Raw genomic sequence first — 19,495 nt, 5'->3', positions numbered from 1 at the left:
GACCCGCCCGAGGAAGAAAGGAGCAGCGACCCGATGACCCAGCCCCCACCCGAGGTGCCGGTCCCGTGGCAGCAGCCGCGCCCGTACGACCAGCAGCGCTACGAGGCGCTCGTCCAGCAGCTGGGCCGGAGCATGCTGCAGAACGTGCCGCCGGACTGGCGGCGGATCGACCTGAAGATCTTGATGCTGACCGGGGTCTCCGACGTCCGGCTGACCGTGCTCACCAGGGACGGCGGCTCACCGGCGGTGGACCCGCCCCGCGACTGCGTGCCGATCGCGGTCGAGCTGCGGTCGATGATGTACCGGCAGGGCGAGGGCACCTGGTTCGGGATGCGCTTCATGATGGACCCGCCGAGCGCGTACTGGGTCAGCTTCAACGGCGACTTCGACCCGATGTGGGACCCGCCGATCGCGCCCGAGCTCTGGACGCAGGACCTGGCCGCGTTCCCCCGTACGGACGAGCACGTCCCCGGCTGGCTGCGCGAGCGGGCACAAGGGATGGAGGCAGGTAAGTGGTGAGCGAGAACGGGCCGCTGAATCCCGCGGAGCGGCTGAATCCCGTGGAGCAGAACGACCTGCTCCAGAAGATCACCCTGCTGCTGACGCACGCCCTGCCCGCCGGGTGGGAGGAGTGCACGGTGGTGCACCGCGCGCTCGGCTCGCACAGCGAGACGCTGGGGCAGATCCGCCGGGTCACCGGCCCCGGGCTGCCCAGCCCGATCGACGTCCCTGCCGAGCTCGGCGAGCTGTTCGAGCGGCTGCGCGCGGGTATGTACAGCCCCGGCCTCGGCACCTGGTTTTCCGCCACCTTCAAGCTCACGTTCCCCTTCTCCTACGAGATCCAGTACATCCGCGACGAGGAGCCGAGGTGGCAGAGCGCGCCGCCGCCCGCCGCGTACGAGGAGGAGCGCCGGCGCTTCCCGCGCGAGCCGCGGCACACCCCCGAGTGGCTGGACGGCCGCGACGGCGCCGGGCGGGAGATGCGGATGGCCAGGCCGTTCGACTCCACCGAGCCCGACGGGCGGCCGGTGGTCCAGCGGCCCGAGGTCCCGGCCGGTGACCGCGACGCGATGGTGCGCTACCTGGAGCAGGCCCCGATCGTGCTGGCGGCGCGGAGCTACGAGGGCGACATGCTGGACCCCGAACGGGCCCGGAACGTCCCGCTGACCTACCACACCGACGGCACCTGGATCTGGCCCGGAGCCGTCGGCTACTACCTGCGCGCCCACGGTGTCCCGCCGGAGCCGGAGCTGGCCGACCACATCCGGGCCGGCGAGTTCCGCGTCCCCGAGGTCGCCGACGACGTCCGTTCCGCCGCCGTCGCCGCCATCACCGGCTCCTCGTGAGGATGAGGTCGTCATGAGCAATCCCTACCCTCCGGGCGGCCAGAGCGGTCCCCCTCCCGGGCCGTACGGGCCGGGGTCCTCCACCGGGCCGGGACAGTCCGCCGGGCCGTACGGCGCCGGTGCGTCCGAGCAGCGCTACGCGCTCTCGACCAAGCGGCCCATCGTCCATCTGCCCGTGATGCTGAACGGTCACCACGTCGGCTACCTGTGGGCGGGCGTGGACGACCGGTCGGCGGGCTTCATCCGGCGCAACGAGTTCCTGGAGGAGGCGTACGAGGCTCCCTTCGTCTGGGGCCACCGGCTCGACGCCGCGTACGCCGAGGGGACGCCCGCCCGCGAGGCGATCCGGAGCTGGATCGGCCGGCCCGAGGACCCCAAGGGCGGCGGGGTGCCCGCGGGCGCGGAGGAGCGGCCCGCGGTCCACCTCAAGGATCTCCGCCTGCTGGCCAACCCCGACATCCCGCCGTCCCCGTGGGGCTCGATCGCGGACGGGGAGCTTCCCGACGGTTCCCCGATGGACCGGTCGGAGGGCTGGGGCCCGCTGCACATGGAGCTCCCGCCGGGCTATGCCCTGACCACCGGCGCGCCGGTCCGCTACCTGCCGGTCGCCAAGGACGCCGTGGTCCTGGGCTACCTGTGGGCGGCGGTCACCGGCGGCGCGGCGTTCTTCGTCCCGCGCGAGGACGCCGGTGCGCCCGGCAACGCCGCCATGGGCTCCTGGGTCCTGCGGCTCCGCGAGCTGTACGCGCAGGGCGTTCCCGCGTCCGACGTGCTCTCGCGTTGCAGGACCATGCCCGAGGACCCCACGGCCGGAGGCGTACCGCTGGACGCCCACGTGGAGGAGCTGCCGAGCCTGGACGACCTGCGCCGGCACGCCGCCGTCTACGAGCAGTCGCTGCGCGTCTCGTACAACCCCGTCCAGGACGAGCCCGGCGTCGTGATGCGCCCCGCGCTCGCACCCGGCGAGCGTGACGAGGTGCTGCGCTACCTGCGCGAGGCGCCCGTGGTGTACGACAGCGGCAACGTCTTCCCGGACGGTTTCGATCCGGCCCGCCCGGCGCGGGTCCCCGACACGTACCAGACCGATGGCACCTGGATCTGGCTCGGCGGCGTTCCGTACCACCTGGAGGTCCACGGCGTCCCGCCCGAGCCCGACCTGGTCGCGCACATCCGGGCGCACCGTTTCCAGGTCCCCGCGCTCGACGCCGTCGACCGCGACCGGGCCAAGCGCACGCTCCGGTGGCGCGGCATTCTCGTGCCGCCGCCGGTGTAAGGGGGAGAACGAATGGCCACCGATCCGCGGGACGCGCGGCGAACGACCGAGGACCTGCCGTTCAAGCCCGCCGGTCCCGGGCCCGCCAGGTACGCCGCGACGACCGGCCGGCCCGTCCGCTACCTGGCGGTCGGCGACGGAACCGGGACGATCCTGGGCTACCTGTGGGTCGCCGACGGCGAGGAGGCGGCCGGTTTCGTGCGGCGCCCGGCCGCCGGCGACGACGGCGGCAACGAGGCCGTGGCATGGTCGGCGGAGTTGCGCGACGCCAAGTCCCGGGGCGTCCCTGCCGCGGGGCTGCTGGCCGAGTTCGCCCGGGCCGAGCTTCCGATCGCCCAGAACGCCCGCCACCTGGGCGCGGTCATCCCCGGCTCGGAGGCCCGGGCCGACGACCTCGACGACCTGAAGCACCTCGCCGCCCGCTAGGGTCCGCGGGTACCGGCGATCTTCTCGGGCGAGGCGAGGCTCGCGCTGCGTAAGGGTTCGCGAGGGTCGTAGGCTTGTGGCGAGGAAAGGAGGGCCGGTGTCCGACCCGAGCTGGCAGAGCACCGTACTGAGCGAACTCGGCGTGTCCCAGACCGGACTGGCCGTCCCTGACATCTCCGCCCATGACGGTCCCGCGGCCAACTCGGGCATGGCTCCGATCCACGACGTTCCGCCTGCTCCGCAGAGCGCCTGGGGCAGCGGCTCGACCGCCGCCCAGGAGGCGCCGCAAGCGGCCCAGGCGGCCCAGCCGGCGGCCGCGCCGGAGCCCGTCGCTCCCGAGCCGGTGGCTCCGCTGCCCGCCCCCGAGCCGCCCGTTCAGCAGCCCCCGCAGCCGCCGCAGCCGTACGCCCAGCCTCAGCCGCCGGCTCCCGAGCCGCCCACGTTCCCGGCCCCGCCCCCGCAGCAGCAGCCCGCTCCGGTCGCGTACGAGGAGCCGCCCGTCCCCGAGGCTCCGGCTCCCGAGGCTCCCGCTCCAGAAGCGCCCGGCCCGCCGGCGCCCGGCGCGTTCGAGATCCCGCTCGTGGGGTTCCCGCAGGAGCTGCTGGGCGATCCGGCCGCGCCGGGGCCCGACATGGGCGGCCCCCAGCCGGACGCGCCCCACCCGGGCGCGCAGCAGGCGCCTCACCCCGGGCCGCCCGGTCCCGGCGGGCACCGCGTGGACGCGGAGGACCTGGTCGCCAAGAACCGGCACGCCGATCCGCTGCTCCGCCGCATGGGCCGTGGAGTGATCAAGGGCCTCGGCTCCGGTGCCCAGGGCATCCGCGAGATGGGCGAGGTCGCCGATCTGCTCGGCCGGCAGGTGCCCAGCTACCGGCAGATCGCCGTGGTCAGCGTGCGCGGCGGCGCGGGCAAGACGACGATGGCGGCGCTGCTGTCCACCGAGCTGGCCCGCCAGCGCGGCGACCGGGTGCTGGCGGTCGACGCCGACGCCGAGCTGGGCTCGCTGCCGCTGCGGCTCGGGGTGCGGTCGGAGTACTCGCTGTTCGATCTCGCCGGCCGGCAGCCGCAGACGTTCGAGGAGGCGCTGCCCTACCTGTCCCGTACGCAGGACGGCCTGTGGGTGCTGCCCGCCAGCCGGAACGGCCGGATCGCGGGCGAGTTCACGCTGGAGACGTTCCAGGCCGCGCTCGGCGCGGTCAACCGCTACTTCGCGGCGGCGGTCGTCGACTGCGGCGCGGGGATCCTCACCGAGTTGCACGGCGGCATCCTGGCCACCACGCACGCCCAGGTGCTGGTCACCCCCGGTACGGTCGACGGCGCGCTGAGCGCCCGCGGAGCGCTGGAGTGGTTCACCGCCAACGGGCAGGCCGCGCTGCTGTCGCGCACGGTGATCGCGATGGTGACGCACGCGCCCCACGGCGGCGCCGACATCGACCGCGCGGTGGAGATGCTCAACGAGGGCGGCATGCAGGTCGTCCAGGTGCCCTATGACCGGCATCTGGCCACCGGCGGCATGGTGAGCCTCGACAAGATGGGCGCCGGTACGCGGAACGCCGTCACCCGTGTCGCCGCCGAGGTCTTCGCCCGTGCCCTCGGGCTGTCGGGAGTGGCGCAGTGAGCAGCGATCTGGTCGCCCTCGTACGGCGGGAGCCCGACGTCTACGCGGTGGCCGACGGACTGGTCGCGATGGGCGAGCCGCTGGAGCTGCTCGGCGGCGAGTTCCAGGCCGTGCGGGTACGGGACGCGGGCGGCCGGGTGCTGGTGTCCATCGAGGACCCGGTGCTGGTCGAGGCCCCCGGCGAGGTGGCGCGGCTGCTGGGACGGCCGGCCGCCGAGCGGTTCGGGTCGCCGGTCTGGTGGGTCGATGTCCGCGCCGTCGCCGACGTTCCGGACGCGGCGCGGGTGGCGCGCCGGTTCGCCGAGGCGCTGGTGCACTATGCCGGCGGTACGGTCTGGCCCGAGCTTCCGGCCGAGCCGTCCGCGCTGAGCTGGAAGGCCACCGGCGCGGTGGCCGGTCCCGGGCAGTAGCCGGAACGACCGCCGCGCGGCGGGTGATGCGGGGCCGCGCGGCGGAACGTGCTCGCCGCGCGGCGGAGGCGTAGGCCTCCTCACTCCTCAGGGGCTAGCGCAGCTGGTCGACGACTTCCTTGCCGAGCTCGCCGGCCGCGTTGTAGACCGAGCCCTCCCGGCCGCCGGTCGCGCCGCCCCTGGCCCAGTACGACTGCGCGTAGACCACTTGCGAGCCCGTGGTCCAGGCGCGGGTCCAGAAGTCGGGCTCCTTGTCCAGCGTCGGCAGGCCTCTGCCGGGTGCCGGCTTGAGCAGCTTGGGCCAGCCCTCCGAGTTGACGGCGCTGCTCACCGCGCTGGCGTCCGTGGACGAGCCCACCTTCATGATCGAGATGACCGTGATGATGTTGCGGGTCGGGCTGGCGTAGACGCCCGAGTACAGGCTGTCGGTGCACGGGTAGGTCCGCAGCCGGGTGGCGAGCGTGGTGTTGGCCCGTGAGGTGCAGGTACCGGTACGGGTACCGACCTGGGTGTACGTGCCGCCCGTGGTGCGGATGGTCGACGCCAGGATCCCGGACGGGTCGGCGCCGCCGCCCGTGCTCGTGGTCGGGTCGTCGGTGGGCTCCGACGTGTAGCCGCGGGTCGGCGAGGTGATCGGCGGGGGGTCGTCATCGTCGCCGCCGAGGATCACGAAGGCGCCGACGCCGATCAGGACCAGGAACAGCATCGCGCCGGCGATGAGCAGCGCGATGAGCGCGCCGCCACCGCCGCTCTTGCGCGGCGGCGGCATGCCGGGGCCCGGCATTCCCGGGCCGGGCATACCGGGGCCGGGCGGCATGCCCGGGGGCATCCCCATTCCAGGGGGGCCGTGCATGGGCGGGCCCGAGGGCGGGCCGGGCGGGCCGGGCGGGCCGTAAGGCGAACCCGGGTTCTGGCCGGGCCACTCGGGGGGGTTCATGTGCTCTCCAAAGCCGATTGCAGATCAGCGGTTCGCTGTCAAGATCAGGTCAGGGTACGACACCTTTGCGGCGGATTTCGGGTGGACCGAACACCGCGCCGGCTCTGGGGCCGCGAACTCCTTGCGTGCAGGGCGCTCCGGAGGGTGAGAAATGTGTCACATCCCCCACTGGAAGCCCGTTCAGGATCTCAGACGCTGCGCCGCCATGGACCGTTCCGTCCCATTCCGTACGATTTAGAATTCGCGCCCGCAGCTCGCACGTCCGGCACCGCACGCCGGAACGCCCGATCGTCGCAATCCACTCCGTTCAGGACGAAACGGGGATGATGTCGGCCGGGATCGATAGAGTGCCCGCAGTGTTCCGAGCTCACGGATGAGGATGCCGAGTTGAGCGCTCCACCCCCCTATCAACCCGGGCCGCCGCCCCCTCCGTACGGACCGCAGGGACCGTACGGAGGCGGCCCGATGCCGCCGTTCCCCCCGCCCGGTGGCGGGCCGCCCGGTGGCGGGCCGCCCAAGGGGAACGCCCTCGTGGGCATCATCATCGCCGGAGCCATGGGCGTGCTGGCCCTCATCGGCGTCGTGGTGTTCGTCGTGGTGGTGAGCGACGACGGCCCCGAGCGCCGGCGGGCCGGCAGCGGCATCGTCGTGCCGTCGATCACCGCGTCGGTCCCCGAGCCGCCGACCTCCGCGCCCGAGCCGACCTCGACGGGGCCCAGGACGGTCGACCTGAGCCCGTCCTTCTTCGCCACCAGCGTCGAGACGAGCCGTGGCGAGTACCGGCAGTCGAGCCGCTGGACCAGGAGCTGCTCCGCCGAGGCCAAGCCGCGGCTGGCGACGCTGCTGCGCCGCACGCCGTGCGCCGACGACCTTCAGGGCGCGATGTACCAGAGCCCCAACAAGAAGGTGTACGTGCAGATGACCGCGATGAAGTTCGAGACGCCCGAGGACGCCAGGCGGGTCTCGCGGGCCATCAACGACGACGTCGCACCGAAGATCCGCGTCGCGTACGGGAACGAGCCCGGCCACTGGTGGTCGTCCTCGTCCTCGGGCGAGCACGTGCTGATCCGGCAGTCGTTCGTCAACGAGTCCCGCGTCCCGGGCCCCCGAAGCGGTCCGGCGCAGACCTACGGCGACACGCTCATCCGCAGGTTCCACGCGACCCTGAGCAACCTCTACACCATCGGCGACTAGTCGCCTATTTTCAAAGTCCCGGCCTGCGGTGCTCGCCTGGCGGCTCGCACCGCAACCGTGCCTTGGCGAGCGCGACATCGCTTCGCGATCCGCCCGGTGAGGCTCGCCTTCGGCGTCGCCTCCCCGTGCAGGTAGCGCGCTCGCGGTGGCTGGGGCCTGTGACACGCCCTAGGCGCCTGCGCGTTCAGACGGAGGCGTGGGCCGTGCGCAGGTGCTGCATGAGCATGCGGTGGCGCTGCCAGCCCTCGGGGGAGCGGCCGTCGCCCAGGGGGAAGAACGTCAGCGGACCGCGGGTGGGGCCGACCTGCTGGCCGGGCAGCCCGGCCGGGCCCGCCACGGTGCCGCTGACGGCCATCGCCAGCGGGCCGGGCGCGCCGGTCCAGCGCGGCTCGGTGGTGAGATCGCTGCGGCCGGGGATCAGCTGGGCGAACAGCGACAGGATCGGCTGCTCGCCGGCCAGCGCGCCGACCAGCGAGGGCAGATGCTGGACGGGCGGCGGGTCCTCGGGGCTGTAGCCGACCGTGGCGGTGCCGACCTCGGCGATCGCGCCGCCGCCCGTACCGGAGAACTCGCAGATGGCCTGGGCCGGGCGCGGACCGTCCCCGACGATGAACAGTCGGGCGCCGTTGCGGCCGCGGGCGTACTCGGTGAGCAGGTCGGGGCGCCAGGTGTGCGCCAGCGGCTCGGCGGGACCCCAGCCGGTGGGGGCCGTGCCGGTGAGGAGCTTGAGGAGCCGGTCGACCGCGCCGCCCAGATCGCCCTCGGCGCCGTACCGGATCCGGTACGTCAGGCTCAACTGCGCGCCGATCGGGGCACTGGGCCGGGTCGTGAAGCCCGGCGCGTAGTCGCGCGCGTCGGGCACGGGGACGAACGTGCCGCCGCTCCACCGCAGCGGGCGGCCGGTGAGGCCCTCGTAGTAGCCGTTCACGTCCCGGACGACCCATTGCATGCCGGAACCGGCCGCGGCGGCGCGCAGCGGCAGGGACACCCGCGAATCCAGGGGGGTGACCAGCTGCAGGGTGCGCCCCGATTCGGCGCAGTCGGCCAGCGCCTCGGCCAGCCAGGCGCTCAGCGGCACGATCGGGCGGTCCTGCAGCACGACCATGGACTGGTCGGTCAGTACGTCTACGGTGCTCATCTCGACCCGAGTCTAAGGCCTGCCCCGGCCGCGTCCGGGGCGGAGGCGGACGGGGCCCGGGACGAAGTTTCGCGTGACCGCCGTGGCCCGTGTCCTACTTGTGCTGAAATGTGACGGATGCAGCCGCTCGCCGCGCCCGACCGGGTGTACTTCACCGGGACAGCGCCCCCGCCACCGGAACCGCCGGAGCGGGGGCGCGGCTGGCGCGTCCTCGGCTGGGTGTCGACCGTCATGTCGGTGCTGCTGGTGCTCGGCAGCCTCACCGCGTACGGGTTCTGGCGCCGGATCGACGGCCAGATCACCCGCGAGAACGTCGACGGCAAGCTCGGCGACGACCGTCCGGCCAAGCTCAACGGCGCGATGAACATCCTGGTGATGGGCTCCGACAGCCGGGCCGGGGAGAACGCCGGGTACGGCACCGAAGAGGGCCAGCGGTCCGACACCACGATCCTGCTGCACCTGTCCCCGGGCGGCGAGCGCGCCATCGGGATGAGCTTCCCGCGCGACTCCATGGTGCGGATCCCGTCCTGCAAGAAGACCGGCGGCGGTACGGTCCCCGGCCGGCTCGACATGATCAACTCCGCGTACGCGCAGGGCGGCCCCGCCTGCACCTGGAAGACCATCGAGTCGATCACCGACATCCGGATCGACCACTACGTCGAGGTCGACTTCGCCGGCTTCAAGCGCGTGGTGGACGCCCTGGAAGGCGTCGAGATCTGCGTGCCGAAGGCCATCAACGACCCCAAGGCCGAACTGCGCCTGCGCAAGGGCCGCCAGACCGTACGCGGCGACCAGGCCCTCGGCTACGTCCGGACCCGTACCGGCGGCCTGGGCGACGGTTCGGACCTGTCCCGGATCCAGCGGCAGCAGGCGTTCATGGCCTCGGTGGTCAAGAAGGCCACCGACAAGGGGATGCTGGCCGATCCCGGCAAGACCTACAACTTCCTGTCCGCGGTGGCCGGCTCCATCAAGGCCGACGACCGGCTGACGCTGTCGGCGATGCAGAAACTCGCCGGCGGGCTGCGCGGGATCAGCGCGGGCAAGGTCCGCTTCGTCACCGTTCCGGTGCAGGCTTATCCGCCCGACCACAACCGCGTCCAGATCAACCCGGCGCAGGCCGCACCGCTCTTCGAGGCGATCCGCAAGGACAACGCCGTCCCCGAACCCGCGCCGGCCCCCCCGCCGCAGGCGGCCAAGCCGATGCCTCCGGCGCAGGTCAAGGTCGCGGTCTACAACGCGACCCGTACCGATGGGCTCGGGCAGCGCACCGCCGACCAGTTGAAGGAGAAGGGCTTCACGGTCAACAAGGTCGGGACCCGCAAGACGCGTACCGACGGCGCCAAGACCCGGATCCTGTTCGGCCCGGGCGCCCAGCGGCAGGCGGCCGCCCTGGCGGCGGCCATGCCCGGACATCCACCCAAACCATGGGCGGCGGGGAAACCGGGCCAGGTCTACTTGATCGTCGGAGCCGACGGCGCGGTGCTGCCGGGAGCGGCCGCACCGCTCCCCAAGGTGGTCGGCGAGATCCGCGCCGATCAGGACGTTTGCGCCCAGGCCTGAGCAGAGCTGAGCGCATTGGTCCGGACCCGGTATCTTGGCCCCGCTCAACCATAAAGACCTCTCATGCGTCCCACCTAGGACGAACAACTACATCCCGTTCGACCCCCTGTCCCCTCCCTGCCCGCTCCCCGATCGCCGTTCTTCCGTCTCCGGAGCCGAACCCCGTCCCGGGCTCCGCCGGACCGACCACGGCCCGCTGCCGGAAATGGACCCATGCGCCCGGAACCGTTCGCCCTGCTCATGACCGTGTACGGCGGTGACCGGGAGGAGTATGTCCGGGCGGCGTTCCAGAGTGCGGTGCAGGCCCAGTCGCTGCGGCCCGACCAGGTGGTCCTGGTCCAGGACGGACCGGTCGACGCGGAGCTGGGCCGCTGCCTGGCCGAACTGGTCGCAAGCAGCCCGGTCGAGGTGACGTTCGTCCAGCTGGCCGACAACCGCGGCCTGGGCCCGGCGCTGGACGCGGGGCTGCAGGCCAGCCGGTACGACATCGTGGCCCGGATGGACGCCGACGATGTGGCGATGCCGCACCGCTTCCGGCTCCAGGTGCCGCTGGTGGTGAACGGTGCCGACCTGGTCGGCGCCGGGCTGCTGGAGTTCGGTACCGACCTCGACGACATCGTCGGCCGCCGCACGCCGCCGAGCGACCCGCACGACATCGCCCGCTACTCGCGGCTGCACGACCCGTTCAACCACCCGACGGTGGTCTACCGGCGCAGCGCGGTGATCGCGGCGGGCGGCTACGGCGACCTGCCGCTGATGGAGGACTACTGGCTGTTCGCCCGCATGATCGCGAACGGGGCCCGGGTCGAGAACGTCGCCGAGCCGCTGGTCTACTACCGGGTCGGCGACGGTGCGTACGAGCGCCGCGGCGGCCGCGCGCTGCTCCGTTCCGAGCTGCGGCTGCAGCGCGAGATGCGCCGCGAGGGCTTCATCTCGCAGCCGCAGTACGTGCGCAACGTCGTTGTGCGCGGCGGCTACCGGCTGGTGCCGACGCTGATCCGGCGACCCGTCTACCGCTGGATCGTGGCCCCGTACGGGGCGCGCCGCAACCGCTCGCGCCTCCACGACACGGCGGTCGGTGACCACGCCGGGAGCAGGGCCGCCCGGCCGCGCGAGGCGTACGCTCCGCGCCACTCGCGCAGCCCCGCGGCCGAACCCAAGCCCACCACGGACCGCACCTAGGGCCTGCCCTAGGGGACGGGACGGTCCCAGAGGACGGGCTGCTCGCCGGTCGTGCCGCTGCTGCGGCCCACGCCGAGGAGCCGGTCCTTGAACGTGACCAGCCCGAGGATCGCCTGCTCACCGCCGCCCGCGAGGCCCTCGCCCTCCTGCTCGGCGCCCGTCCAGGACGTGCCGTCCGCCGAGGTCCACGAGACGACGTCGGTGTCGTTCGGCGGGCCGCTCGTTCCGGTGAGGGCGAATCCCTTCGGGGTGGCGGTCAGCGCGGTGACCTGGAGGTTCGTGGTGCCCTCCGGGTTCGCGAGGGGAGTCTGCTTCCACGTCTTGCCGCCGTCGGCGGAGATGTAGGCGAGCGAGGCCGCTCCCGCGACGCCGGCCGCGACCACCACATCGCCCTTGGCCGCGACATGGGTCAGCGTGCCCTCGGCGACGCCGCCGGGGAGTTGCAGTTGCTGCAGCGTCCACTGCTTGCCGTCAGGCGAGGTCCACACCGCAGGGCGGGCTCCCGGGCCGCCGCCGGCGGCGGGATCGCGCAGGCCGCCGACCGCGACGTAGCCGGACTGCGCGGCGGTGACGCCCCGCATCCAGCGGTTGGAGTTGGGCAGGGCCTCCAGGCCGTTGTTGCCGACGCTGGCTCCGCGTTCCCACGTCTTGAGGTCGGCCGAGAACCAGACGGCCGCGGACAGGCCGTCCTCGCCGGCGATGACGTAACCGGACGGGCCGGACGTGGCCGCGTAGGTCGCCAGCGACGTGTTCTTGGCGGGCCGGAACTGCTCGGCGGCATCGGCCGCCTGCCAGGCGGCGCCGTCCGCGGAGGTGACGACCAGCGGGCGGCGCGGATTGACCTGGTCGGACCCGACCGCCAACCAGCCCGCCTTGCCGGACGTCACGCTCGTCAGCTGCTGCGTGCCCTTGCGGGACAGCACGTTCTGCGCGCCCTGCCCGCGGGTCCAGGCGGTGCCGTCCTGCGACGTCCACACCGCGGCGTCGCCGCCGGTGCTGCCCACCGCGACCGCGCGGTCGGCGGAGGCGCCCACCGCCGTGACCGCATGGTCGGGCCGGACCGCGCCCGGGATCTTGCCGAGGTCGACCGGGACCTGCGCGCCCGAGCCGTCCCAGACCCCGAGGAGCGCGTCCAGTTCGCCGGTTCCGCTGTCGGAACCGACCATGACGGCCTGTCCCTCGCTCAGCGTGGACGACAGGAGGCTGCGGCCCTTCTGCATCGGAACGGCGCCCGCGTCCTGCCAGGTCGCTCCGTCCTGGCTGCGTGAGATCGCCACGTCACGGCCGCGGACCACCACGGCGGCGTATCCCTGGCCGGAGGCCAGGACGCTGCTGGTGCGCTGGTAGCCGGCGGACTCCAGCCGACCGGTCTGCGTCCAGTCGCTGCCGTCCTTGGACGTGAACGCCTGGCCGTAGGCCTTGCCGCCGGCCCGGATCTCGCGGATCGCGAGGAAACCGCCCGGGCCGCCGCCGACCATCAGCCCGCGGGTGCCCTTGGGGACCGGGACCTTGGACTCGGTCCAGGTGGCCCCGCCGTCGTCGGAACGGAAGGCCCGCCGGCCCACCTGCGGCTTCCCGCCGCCGGGATTGGCGGTGTGCAAGCCTTCGAGCAGCACCACGTTCCCGCTGGTGGCCGCCTCCAGGAACTGGATCTCACCGCGTTCGAACGGCAGGCCCATCTTGTTGCCGTTCTTGACCTCCCAGCGTGTGCCGTCGGCGGAGGTCCACACGGCCGGCTCGGCGTCCTTGAAGTCGCCCTTCTTGGAGGTGGTGCCGATCGCGAGATAGCCGGAGCTCGACGCCACCACGCGCCGCACGCGGGAGTTGGCGCCGAACTGCTGTCCGGCCATGTCAGGCAGCCGTCGCCAGCTCGTACCGTCCTGGCTGGTCCACACGGCGCCGCCGCCACCGGCACGGACACCGATCGCGATCCAGCCCTTCTCCGAACCCGCGACCACGCGCGGCAGCTCGCCGGGGCCGGGCTCGCCGCCGCCCGCGTCCTCGACCTTGGCCACCTTGAACGTACGGCCGCCGTCCCCGGACACCAGGAACCGGCCGCGGGCCGCGCGGGGATCGGCCTCGTAGCCGACCGCGACGACGGTCGCACCGGCCGACGCGACCGAGGTGAGCTGCTGGTCGCGGCCGTCGGTACGGGTGGCCGGGTCGGCCGCGAACACCGAGCCGGCCAGCTTGGCGCCGGCCTCGCCGCCGCTGTCCCCGCCGACCATGTTCACCACGAAGAAACCGCCCCCGGCCACGAGCGCGGCTGCGGCCAGGCCCCCGACGCCGATGAACAGCCCCTTCTTGACGCCCTTGCCCTTGCGCTTGGGCGGGGCCGGGGTACGCCAGGGCTCTTCGATCTGGGGCGGTGGCGCCACCGGCTGCGGGGACGCCTGCGCCTGCATGTACGGCTGGGCCTGCGGCTGCGGCGCGTTGGGCATCTCCTGCGCCCATGGCTGGTTCGCCATCGGATGCTGCTGCGGGGGACCCGGGACTTGCTGCGCCCAGGGGAAGGGCTCCGGCGCCGGAGGAGCCGGAGCGGCCGCCTCGGGCGCGGGGGTGCCCGGGATCTCCTGAGCCCACGGGAACGGCTCGGGCGGGGCCGGAGCCTGGTACGACTGCGGGCCCGGGGTGTCGGGGATCTCCTGAGCCCACGGGAACGGCTCCGGCGGCCCCGGGGGCGCGGTCGGAGCCGGTGGGGGCGGGGCCGGCAGGGGAGCCCCGGGGATGTCCTGCGCGTACGGGAACGGAACCGGAGCCGAGGGAGCGGCCGGAGGAGCGGGGGGCTCCGGGGACTTGGCCGCGGATTCGGCCACCGACCTCGCCTCGGGGATCTGTTCCGTGGCTGGCGGCGGAGGCGTGCTGGAGAAGACGGAGGTCTTGTCGCTGTCCGGTGAGGCCTCGGCCTCGGGCTCGGCAGGCGCGGCGGACTTGTCGGCGAACGGCATGAAGTCCGCCAGATCGGTCACCGTCATGTTCGGGTCGGCGGCCGGAGGGCCGCCGCTGCCCGCGGCGGTACCCCGGTCGAAGACCTGGGTGCTGCCGTCGTCGACGTCACCGATCGTCTGGTCGGCGAGCGTCTGGTCCTCTGGCCGCACGGCCTCGCTCGCGCCCTCGGTCCCGCCGCCTTCGGGTGGGAGGGGCGGTGGCTCGGGGAGCAGATGCGCGCCGGGCGGCGCCTGTCCCTCGTCCAGCCACTGCGGCGGGGGCGGTGCCGCGGGCCCGCCGGCGGCGGGTTCCTCGGCCGGCCGCTGTTCGGGCGACTCGGTCTGGGGCCGGTCGCCGCCCGGCTCTTCGTCCGGAGTCCTCGGTGAAGTCACGCCCGTCGTCTCCCCGTGTTCCCTGAGTCGTGGTCGTGGTCAGAGCGCCGTTGACTGGGGGCGTCGATTGCGCCGCATCGGATCATATCGGCGCCGATGACCCGAACCCGTCGTACCGCCGTCTAGCCGACCTTCAGTCGGCCGCTCATCCAGCGTAGGAGCTCCGGCGTGAGCCGCTGGAAGGTGCGCAGATTATGGCCGCCATCGGGCAGGAAGAGCGTCGACACCTGGAGCGGCGGCTTGGCGAGCTTGACGAACCGTTCCGCCTGGTCGAACTCCGGTCCCTGCTCGGTCTGCGCGAGCAGCAGCGACACGGGCGGCGGCGGCAGATGCTCCAGGCGCCAGATCAGGTCGTGGGAGTCCCGGACCCGGTCACTGCCCCCGTACAGGTCTCCGGTCGAACCGTCCTTGACGGACCGCAGATAGCCGCCCATCGAGGCGCCCGCGGCGAACCGGTCGGAGTGCCGCATCGCCAGCTTGGCCGCGCAGTAGCCGCCGGTGGACTGGCCGATGACTCCCCAGCCGCGCAGGTCCGGGGCCACCCGGTAGGTGTTGGCGATGGCCTGCGGAACGTCCTGGGCGAAGAACGACTCCGCCTGCGGCCCGCCGGGCACGTCGGTGCACTCGGTGTCGCGCGGCGGCGCCACCATCGAACGGGTGATGACATAGATCGTGGGCTGGATCCGGCCCGCCTTGATGCCTCCGCTCGCCTCCTTGAGCAGCCCCTGACGCTTGATCATGCCGCGCGGATCGCCGGGGTAGCCGGCCAGCACCAGCACCACCGGGAAGCGGCGGTCCCGGAACTCCGGCTTGAAGTACTGCGGTGGCAGGTAAACGAACGTTCTGGCCTGGAGCCCGGTGCGCGGTCCTTTGATCAGTACCTCGTCCAGCTGGCCGTCCCGGTCCCGCGCGCGCAGGCCGGACGCCGCGCCGAGCGGCGAGATCGTGTGCGGCAGCGGGCGGTTGGCGGCGAGCCCGGTTCCGCCGCCCTTGACCGTGCCGCCGCCTCCGGTCGTGCCGAGCAGGTCGCCCCACGTGATGTAGAAGAGGAAGTAGCCGTTCATTCCGGCGGCCAGGGCGGCGACGAGGGAGACCTGGCAGGCCGCCAGCAGCCCCAGCCGTACGGCGGCGTGCTTGGGGTCACGGCGGCTCACCCGGGGAAGCAGCCACACGGTCAGGCCGGTCACCACGACGGCCAGTACGATGAGCGCCCCGATCAGCCAGCCGCTCGTCAACCGCACACGCAACACCTCTCGTACGCCCCGCCCGTCGCGGAGAATGATCGGCTAGTTTGCCCGAGATCATCCAACTGTAGGGGTCCGACGTCATCCCGAGGGGACGGTGGAATGAGGCACCGGCCGCTCGTCGCCGTCGCCGTGGGCGCGCTGGTCAGCCTGCTCGTGGCGCTGGTGGGCGCGCTCGCGGCGTCCGGGGGCGAGGGTTCCGGAACGGGGCGGGGCCCGTCGGCCGGCGCCACCGGCCCCTCCGGGAGCCCGTCGGTGAGCCCGCCGGCGCAGCAGCCGATGAGCGGAGGGCGGCCTGAGCCCAAGCCGGTCATCGACTCCAACTTCCCCGATCCGGAAGTCATCAAGGTCGGGGCCACCTACTACGGCTACGCCACCAACGACAACGGCAGGAACGTCCCGGTCGCGACCGCGCCCTCGCCCATCGGTCCGTGGACCCGTACCGGCGGCGATGCCCTCCCCGGGCTTCCTGCCTGGGCAGAACTAGGCCGTACATGGGCACCGGACGTCTCGGTCCGCGCGGACGGCTCGTACCTGCTCTACTTCACCGCGGGCCGTAAGGGCACCGACTACCAGTGCATCGGCGCTGCCGTCGCGGCCACTCCGGCAGGTCCGTTCTCGCCTGACACGGCGGGCCCGCTGGCCTGCAAGGGCGGCAAGGACACCATCGACCCGGCCGCGTTCGTCGACGCCGATGGCACCCGATACGTCCTGTACAAGCAGGAGGGCGACGGCCGGAAGGCCCCGGGCGGGCTCTTCGTCCAGCGCACCACCCCGGAGGGGCTGCGTCCGCAGGGCGCGCCGACGCGGGTCCTGGACAAGGGCAAGGACGAACCCAATCTGATCGAGGCCCCGGCGCTGGTGAAGCAGGGCGGACGGTACGTGCTGTTCTACGCGGCGGGTGTCTTCTATGACGCCCGCTACCAGACGCGGTACGCCACGGCGTCCTCGATCACAGGCCCGTACACGAAGGCCGGGCGGCCGCTGCTGAGCACCGAGGGGTACGGCAAGCAGATCACCGGGCCGGGCGGGGCCGACATCGTGCACGACGGAACGAACGCGCACCTGGTCTTCCACGGCATCACCAAGTTCGTCGGCGGTAACACCGTGCTGCGTTCCATGTACGTCGCGCAGCTGGGCTGGGCCGACGGGAAGCCGGTCGTACGGGGCAGCCCCGTCCGCTACGAGGCCGAGAACGGGCGGGTGTACGGCGCTCAGGTGCTCCGCGATGTGGACGGCGCTTCCGGTGGGGCCGTGGTCGGCTACATGGACAACGCCCAATGTCTGGTCGACATCGACGTCTACGCCCCTGCCGCCGGGACGTACCTGCTCAGGGTCCGGCACAACAACCGCACCGCGGCAGGGGGACAGGCCGAGCACGTACTGACCGTCAACGGCGCCGCCCGGACCACCGTGCGCTACCCACCTGACTCGTCCCCACAGTGGAGGGACGCCACGATGGAGGTCAGCCTCCGCGCGGGCTGGAACACATTGCGCCTCGCCTACAGCAGCGGTTTCGCCGAGGTCGACCACATAGACGTGTCGTGAGCTCTCCCAGGCGCCGTCAGGAGCCGTGGTCCGCCGTACGGCATGAGGCGCCCGAACACGTCCTGAGGGCGTTCACGAGCGCGGAGAGCTGGTCGCGGCGGGGGACGGGCAGCCGTGCGGCGCTGTTGTTGAGCGACGACGGGTCGAGATGGAGGTTGTAGTACTCGCGCTCGCCAGCGTCGTATTCCAGGTAGAGATCGTTGAGGGTCCGTACCGCCGCGTACGACGGCGGGTTGCCCCAGCCGCGCCCCGGATAGTCGGGGTCCTTCGGATCCTTGACCGGCCCCGCGTGCTCGATCAGGATCGAGTTGCGCCACTCCGGATCCGCGCCGCGCAGGAACGGGGCCAGCGAGCGGCCGTCCACCTGCGGGGGCGTCTTGACGCCCGCCAGTTCCTCGAACGTGGGCCGCAGATCGGTGTTGGCGGCGAGCTTCCCGACGACCCGCCCGGCCGGGATGCCGGGCCCGGTCACGATGAGCGGGATCCGTACGTCCACGTCGTAGGCGGTGCCCTTGCCCTCTACCAGCCGGTGCTGGCCCATGTGGAAGCCGTTGTCGGAGCCGAAGACGATGTAGGTGTTCCGGTCGAGCCCGCGGTCCACCAGCGCCTTCTGGACGCGGCCGACCATCTCGTCGACCGCCTGCACCATCCGTACCCGGCCCCGGTACTTCTCGTCGATGGTGCGGACGCCCTGCGGGGTGATCTTGGGCCAGTCGTGCATCCAGGCGGGCTTGTCGGAGAGGTCCGCCTCGTTGAACGACGGGCCGCGCGGCGCCTGCACGTTCTTGAACAGGTTCGCGTGCCGGGGCGCCGGCGTGAACGGCGCGTGCGGCGCGAACGTGGAGAGCTTCAGCATGAAGGGGCGTGCGGTGGTGGACCGGTTGACGAAGTCCACCGCCTTGCCCGCCAGGACGTCCGTCAGGTAGTCGGTCGGCTTGTTCCCGTACTTCACGGGCCGGCCGTTCTCGCTGAGCGTGTAGTTGTAATGCTGGTAGCCGAGGCTGGTCGCGTACCACTCGGTCCACCCGGGCGGCACGAAGGCCTGCGCGCCCGCCTGGACCTGCGCGGGGTCGTAGCCGTTGAGGTACTTGCCCATCAGGGCCGTCCGGTAGCCCGCCGCCTCCATCGTGGTGGCGAACGTGTCGCGCTCGCCCCCGTTGGCGTTGAAGCGTTGCCACCCGCCGTTGGGCGGCTCGTTGGTCAGGACCTGCGTGTTGTGCGGGTACTTGCCGGTCAGGATCGTGGCGCGGGACGGGCAGCACAGCGTGTTGGTGGCGATGAAGTTGCTGAACGTGACGCCCTGCTCGCGCATCTTCTTGACGCGCGGCATGTAGTCGACCAGGTCCCAGCTCAGGTCGTCGGTCAGGATGAACACGACGTTGGGCTTGGCGCCCTTAGAAGGGGGCGCGCCACCGGATCCCTTGCGCGGCGCCTCGCCGAACCCGCATCCGGCCAGGACCAGTACCGTCGCCGTGAGCGCCGCGTACCAGCGCAGCCTGCGGGAACGCGAGGCCATCCGCACGCTCACCGGCCCTCGGGCGGGGTCCCGGCCGCGGCCGGCGGTCGCCCGACGGCGGCGTGCCGGGTCTGGCGGTCGCCCCGCCACAGCTTGCCCGCCTCGGCCACGTCGCCGTCGAAGATCTTGCGGCCGCCCCGCATCATGACTCCTCGGTCGCACAGTTCGATCAGCATCCTGATGTCGTGGGCCACGATCACCATCGTGCGGCCCTCGTCGCGCAGCTCACGGATCCGGGCCAGGCACTTGTCCCGGAACGGGGGATCGCCAACGGCCAGCACCTCGTCGATCAGGAAGATGTCCGGTTCGGTGTGCGCGGCGATCGAGAACGCCAGCCGCATGAACATCCCGGACGAGTAGAACTTCACCTGGCTGTCCAGGAAGCGCTCCACCCCGGAGAACTCCACGATCGCGTCGAACTTGCTCCGGATCTCGGCCTCGTCCATGCCGAGGATGGCACCGTTCAGGAACACGTTCTCGCGGCCGGTCAGCTCCGGGTGCAGGCCCGCGCCCACGTCGATCAGCCCGGCGATGCGGCCCCGTACCCGGACCGACCCGGCGTCGGGGATGAGCACCCCGGAGATCAGCTTGAGCAGCGTGCTCTTGCCGGAGCCGTTCAGTCCCATCAGCGCGACCGTTTCGCCCTGGCCGATGGTGAGGCTGACCTCGTCCAGCGCGTTGAACGTCTCCGACAGGCTCTGCCGGCGTACGGCCCGTACGGTGATGTCCTTGATCGAGCGCGCGTGCCGCATCGTGAACTCCTTGCGTACGGAGTCCACCACA

Annotated in this window: 16 protein-coding genes; 10 read left to right on the top strand and 6 right to left on the bottom strand. The window is 72.6% G+C overall.

The features are described from left to right. Window positions 1-33: 33 nt before the first annotated feature. From ACH34Q_RS09335 to ACH34Q_RS09310, 6 genes are all read left to right on the top strand, one after another. A complete protein-coding gene (locus ACH34Q_RS09335) occupies window positions 34-519 on the top strand; it encodes a hypothetical protein (RefSeq protein ID WP_395982389.1) in 486 nt (161 codons plus the stop codon). Then, a complete protein-coding gene (locus ACH34Q_RS09330; protein ID WP_395982388.1) occupies window positions 516-1,346 on the top strand; it encodes a hypothetical protein in 831 nt (276 codons plus the stop codon). Before ACH34Q_RS09335 ends, ACH34Q_RS09330 begins: the two co-directional genes overlap by 4 nt. A 13-nt stretch (window positions 1,347-1,359) precedes the next feature. Next, the gene (locus ACH34Q_RS09325; protein ID WP_395982387.1) at window positions 1,360-2,619 is read left to right on the top strand and encodes a hypothetical protein; all 1,260 of its coding nucleotides are present in this window, start codon (window positions 1,360-1,362) and stop codon (window positions 2,617-2,619) included. A 12-nt stretch (window positions 2,620-2,631) separates the two neighbouring features. Next, on the top strand, window positions 2,632-3,045 hold the full coding sequence (locus ACH34Q_RS09320; protein WP_395982386.1) for a hypothetical protein: 414 nt from the start codon (window positions 2,632-2,634) through the stop codon (window positions 3,043-3,045). A gap of 97 nt (window positions 3,046-3,142) precedes the next feature. Then, complete coding sequence (locus tag ACH34Q_RS09315) at window positions 3,143-4,663, top strand: MinD/ParA family protein (protein WP_395982385.1); 1,521 nt, start codon at window positions 3,143-3,145, stop codon at window positions 4,661-4,663. Further along, entirely contained in the window at window positions 4,660-5,073 is a 414-nt protein-coding gene (locus tag ACH34Q_RS09310; RefSeq protein ID WP_395982384.1) for a hypothetical protein, read from the top strand. The genes ACH34Q_RS09315 and ACH34Q_RS09310 overlap by 4 nt, the downstream gene beginning before the upstream one ends. 94 nt (window positions 5,074-5,167) lie before the next feature. Here the strand turns inward: ACH34Q_RS09310 and ACH34Q_RS09305 are convergent, their stop codons facing one another. After that, complete coding sequence (locus ACH34Q_RS09305) at window positions 5,168-6,010, bottom strand: hypothetical protein (protein WP_395982383.1); 843 nt, start codon at window positions 6,008-6,010, stop codon at window positions 5,168-5,170. Window positions 6,011-6,475: 465 nt separating this feature from the next. On the opposite strand from ACH34Q_RS09305, the gene ACH34Q_RS09300 reads away from it, so the two are divergent. Continuing rightward, window positions 6,476-7,204 carry a hypothetical protein gene (locus tag ACH34Q_RS09300; RefSeq protein WP_395982382.1) on the top strand — a complete coding sequence of 243 codons (729 nt, stop codon included), beginning with the start codon at window positions 6,476-6,478 and terminating at the stop codon, window positions 7,202-7,204. 184 nt (window positions 7,205-7,388) lie between these two features. Here ACH34Q_RS09300 and ACH34Q_RS09295 read toward each other — a convergent pair whose 3' ends face one another. Continuing rightward, window positions 7,389-8,342 (bottom strand): DUF6177 family protein, encoded by a 954-nt coding sequence (locus ACH34Q_RS09295; protein WP_395982381.1) that lies wholly within the window; start codon window positions 8,340-8,342, stop codon window positions 7,389-7,391. 117 nt (window positions 8,343-8,459) lie between these two features. Between ACH34Q_RS09295 and ACH34Q_RS09290 the strand changes: the two genes are divergently transcribed. Next, window positions 8,460-9,902: an LCP family protein gene (locus tag ACH34Q_RS09290; RefSeq protein WP_395982380.1), complete on the top strand. Its 1,443-nt coding sequence runs from the start codon at window positions 8,460-8,462 to the stop codon at window positions 9,900-9,902. A gap of 213 nt (window positions 9,903-10,115) precedes the next feature. Continuing rightward, window positions 10,116-11,084 carry a glycosyltransferase gene (locus tag ACH34Q_RS09285; RefSeq protein WP_395982379.1) on the top strand — a complete coding sequence of 323 codons (969 nt, stop codon included), beginning with the start codon at window positions 10,116-10,118 and terminating at the stop codon, window positions 11,082-11,084. 8 nt (window positions 11,085-11,092) lie between these two features. Here ACH34Q_RS09285 and ACH34Q_RS09280 read toward each other — a convergent pair whose 3' ends face one another. Both ACH34Q_RS09280 and ACH34Q_RS09275 read right to left on the bottom strand, forming a co-directional pair. Next, window positions 11,093-14,404: a hypothetical protein gene (locus ACH34Q_RS09280; RefSeq protein ID WP_395982378.1), complete on the bottom strand. Its 3,312-nt coding sequence runs from the start codon at window positions 14,402-14,404 to the stop codon at window positions 11,093-11,095. Window positions 14,405-14,526: 122 nt separating this feature from the next. Further along, window positions 14,527-15,645: an alpha/beta hydrolase gene (locus ACH34Q_RS09275; protein ID WP_395982377.1), complete on the bottom strand. Its 1,119-nt coding sequence runs from the start codon at window positions 15,643-15,645 to the stop codon at window positions 14,527-14,529. Window positions 15,646-15,750: 105 nt separating this feature from the next. Between ACH34Q_RS09275 and ACH34Q_RS09270 the strand changes: the two genes are divergently transcribed. Next, window positions 15,751-17,196, top strand: a complete 1,446-nt coding sequence (locus ACH34Q_RS09270; protein ID WP_395982376.1) for a family 43 glycosylhydrolase — start codon at window positions 15,751-15,753, stop codon at window positions 17,194-17,196. Window positions 17,197-17,212: 16 nt separating this feature from the next. On the opposite strand, the gene ACH34Q_RS09265 is transcribed toward ACH34Q_RS09270, so the two are convergent. Both ACH34Q_RS09265 and ACH34Q_RS09260 read right to left on the bottom strand, forming a co-directional pair. Then, entirely contained in the window at window positions 17,213-18,712 is a 1,500-nt protein-coding gene (locus ACH34Q_RS09265) for a sulfatase (RefSeq protein ID WP_395982375.1), read from the bottom strand. A gap of 8 nt (window positions 18,713-18,720) precedes the next feature. Further along, window positions 18,721-19,464, bottom strand: a complete 744-nt coding sequence (locus tag ACH34Q_RS09260) for an ABC transporter ATP-binding protein (protein WP_395982374.1) — start codon at window positions 19,462-19,464, stop codon at window positions 18,721-18,723. Between the last annotated feature and the right edge of the window lie 31 nt (window positions 19,465-19,495).

It is taken from the genome of Actinomadura sp. 9N407, assembly GCF_044326315.1.
Lineage (GTDB): Bacteria > Actinomycetota > Actinomycetes > Streptosporangiales > Streptosporangiaceae > Spirillospora.
Note: the sequence above shows the minus strand (reverse complement) of the source record. Positions and strands in the feature narration are given on the sequence as shown.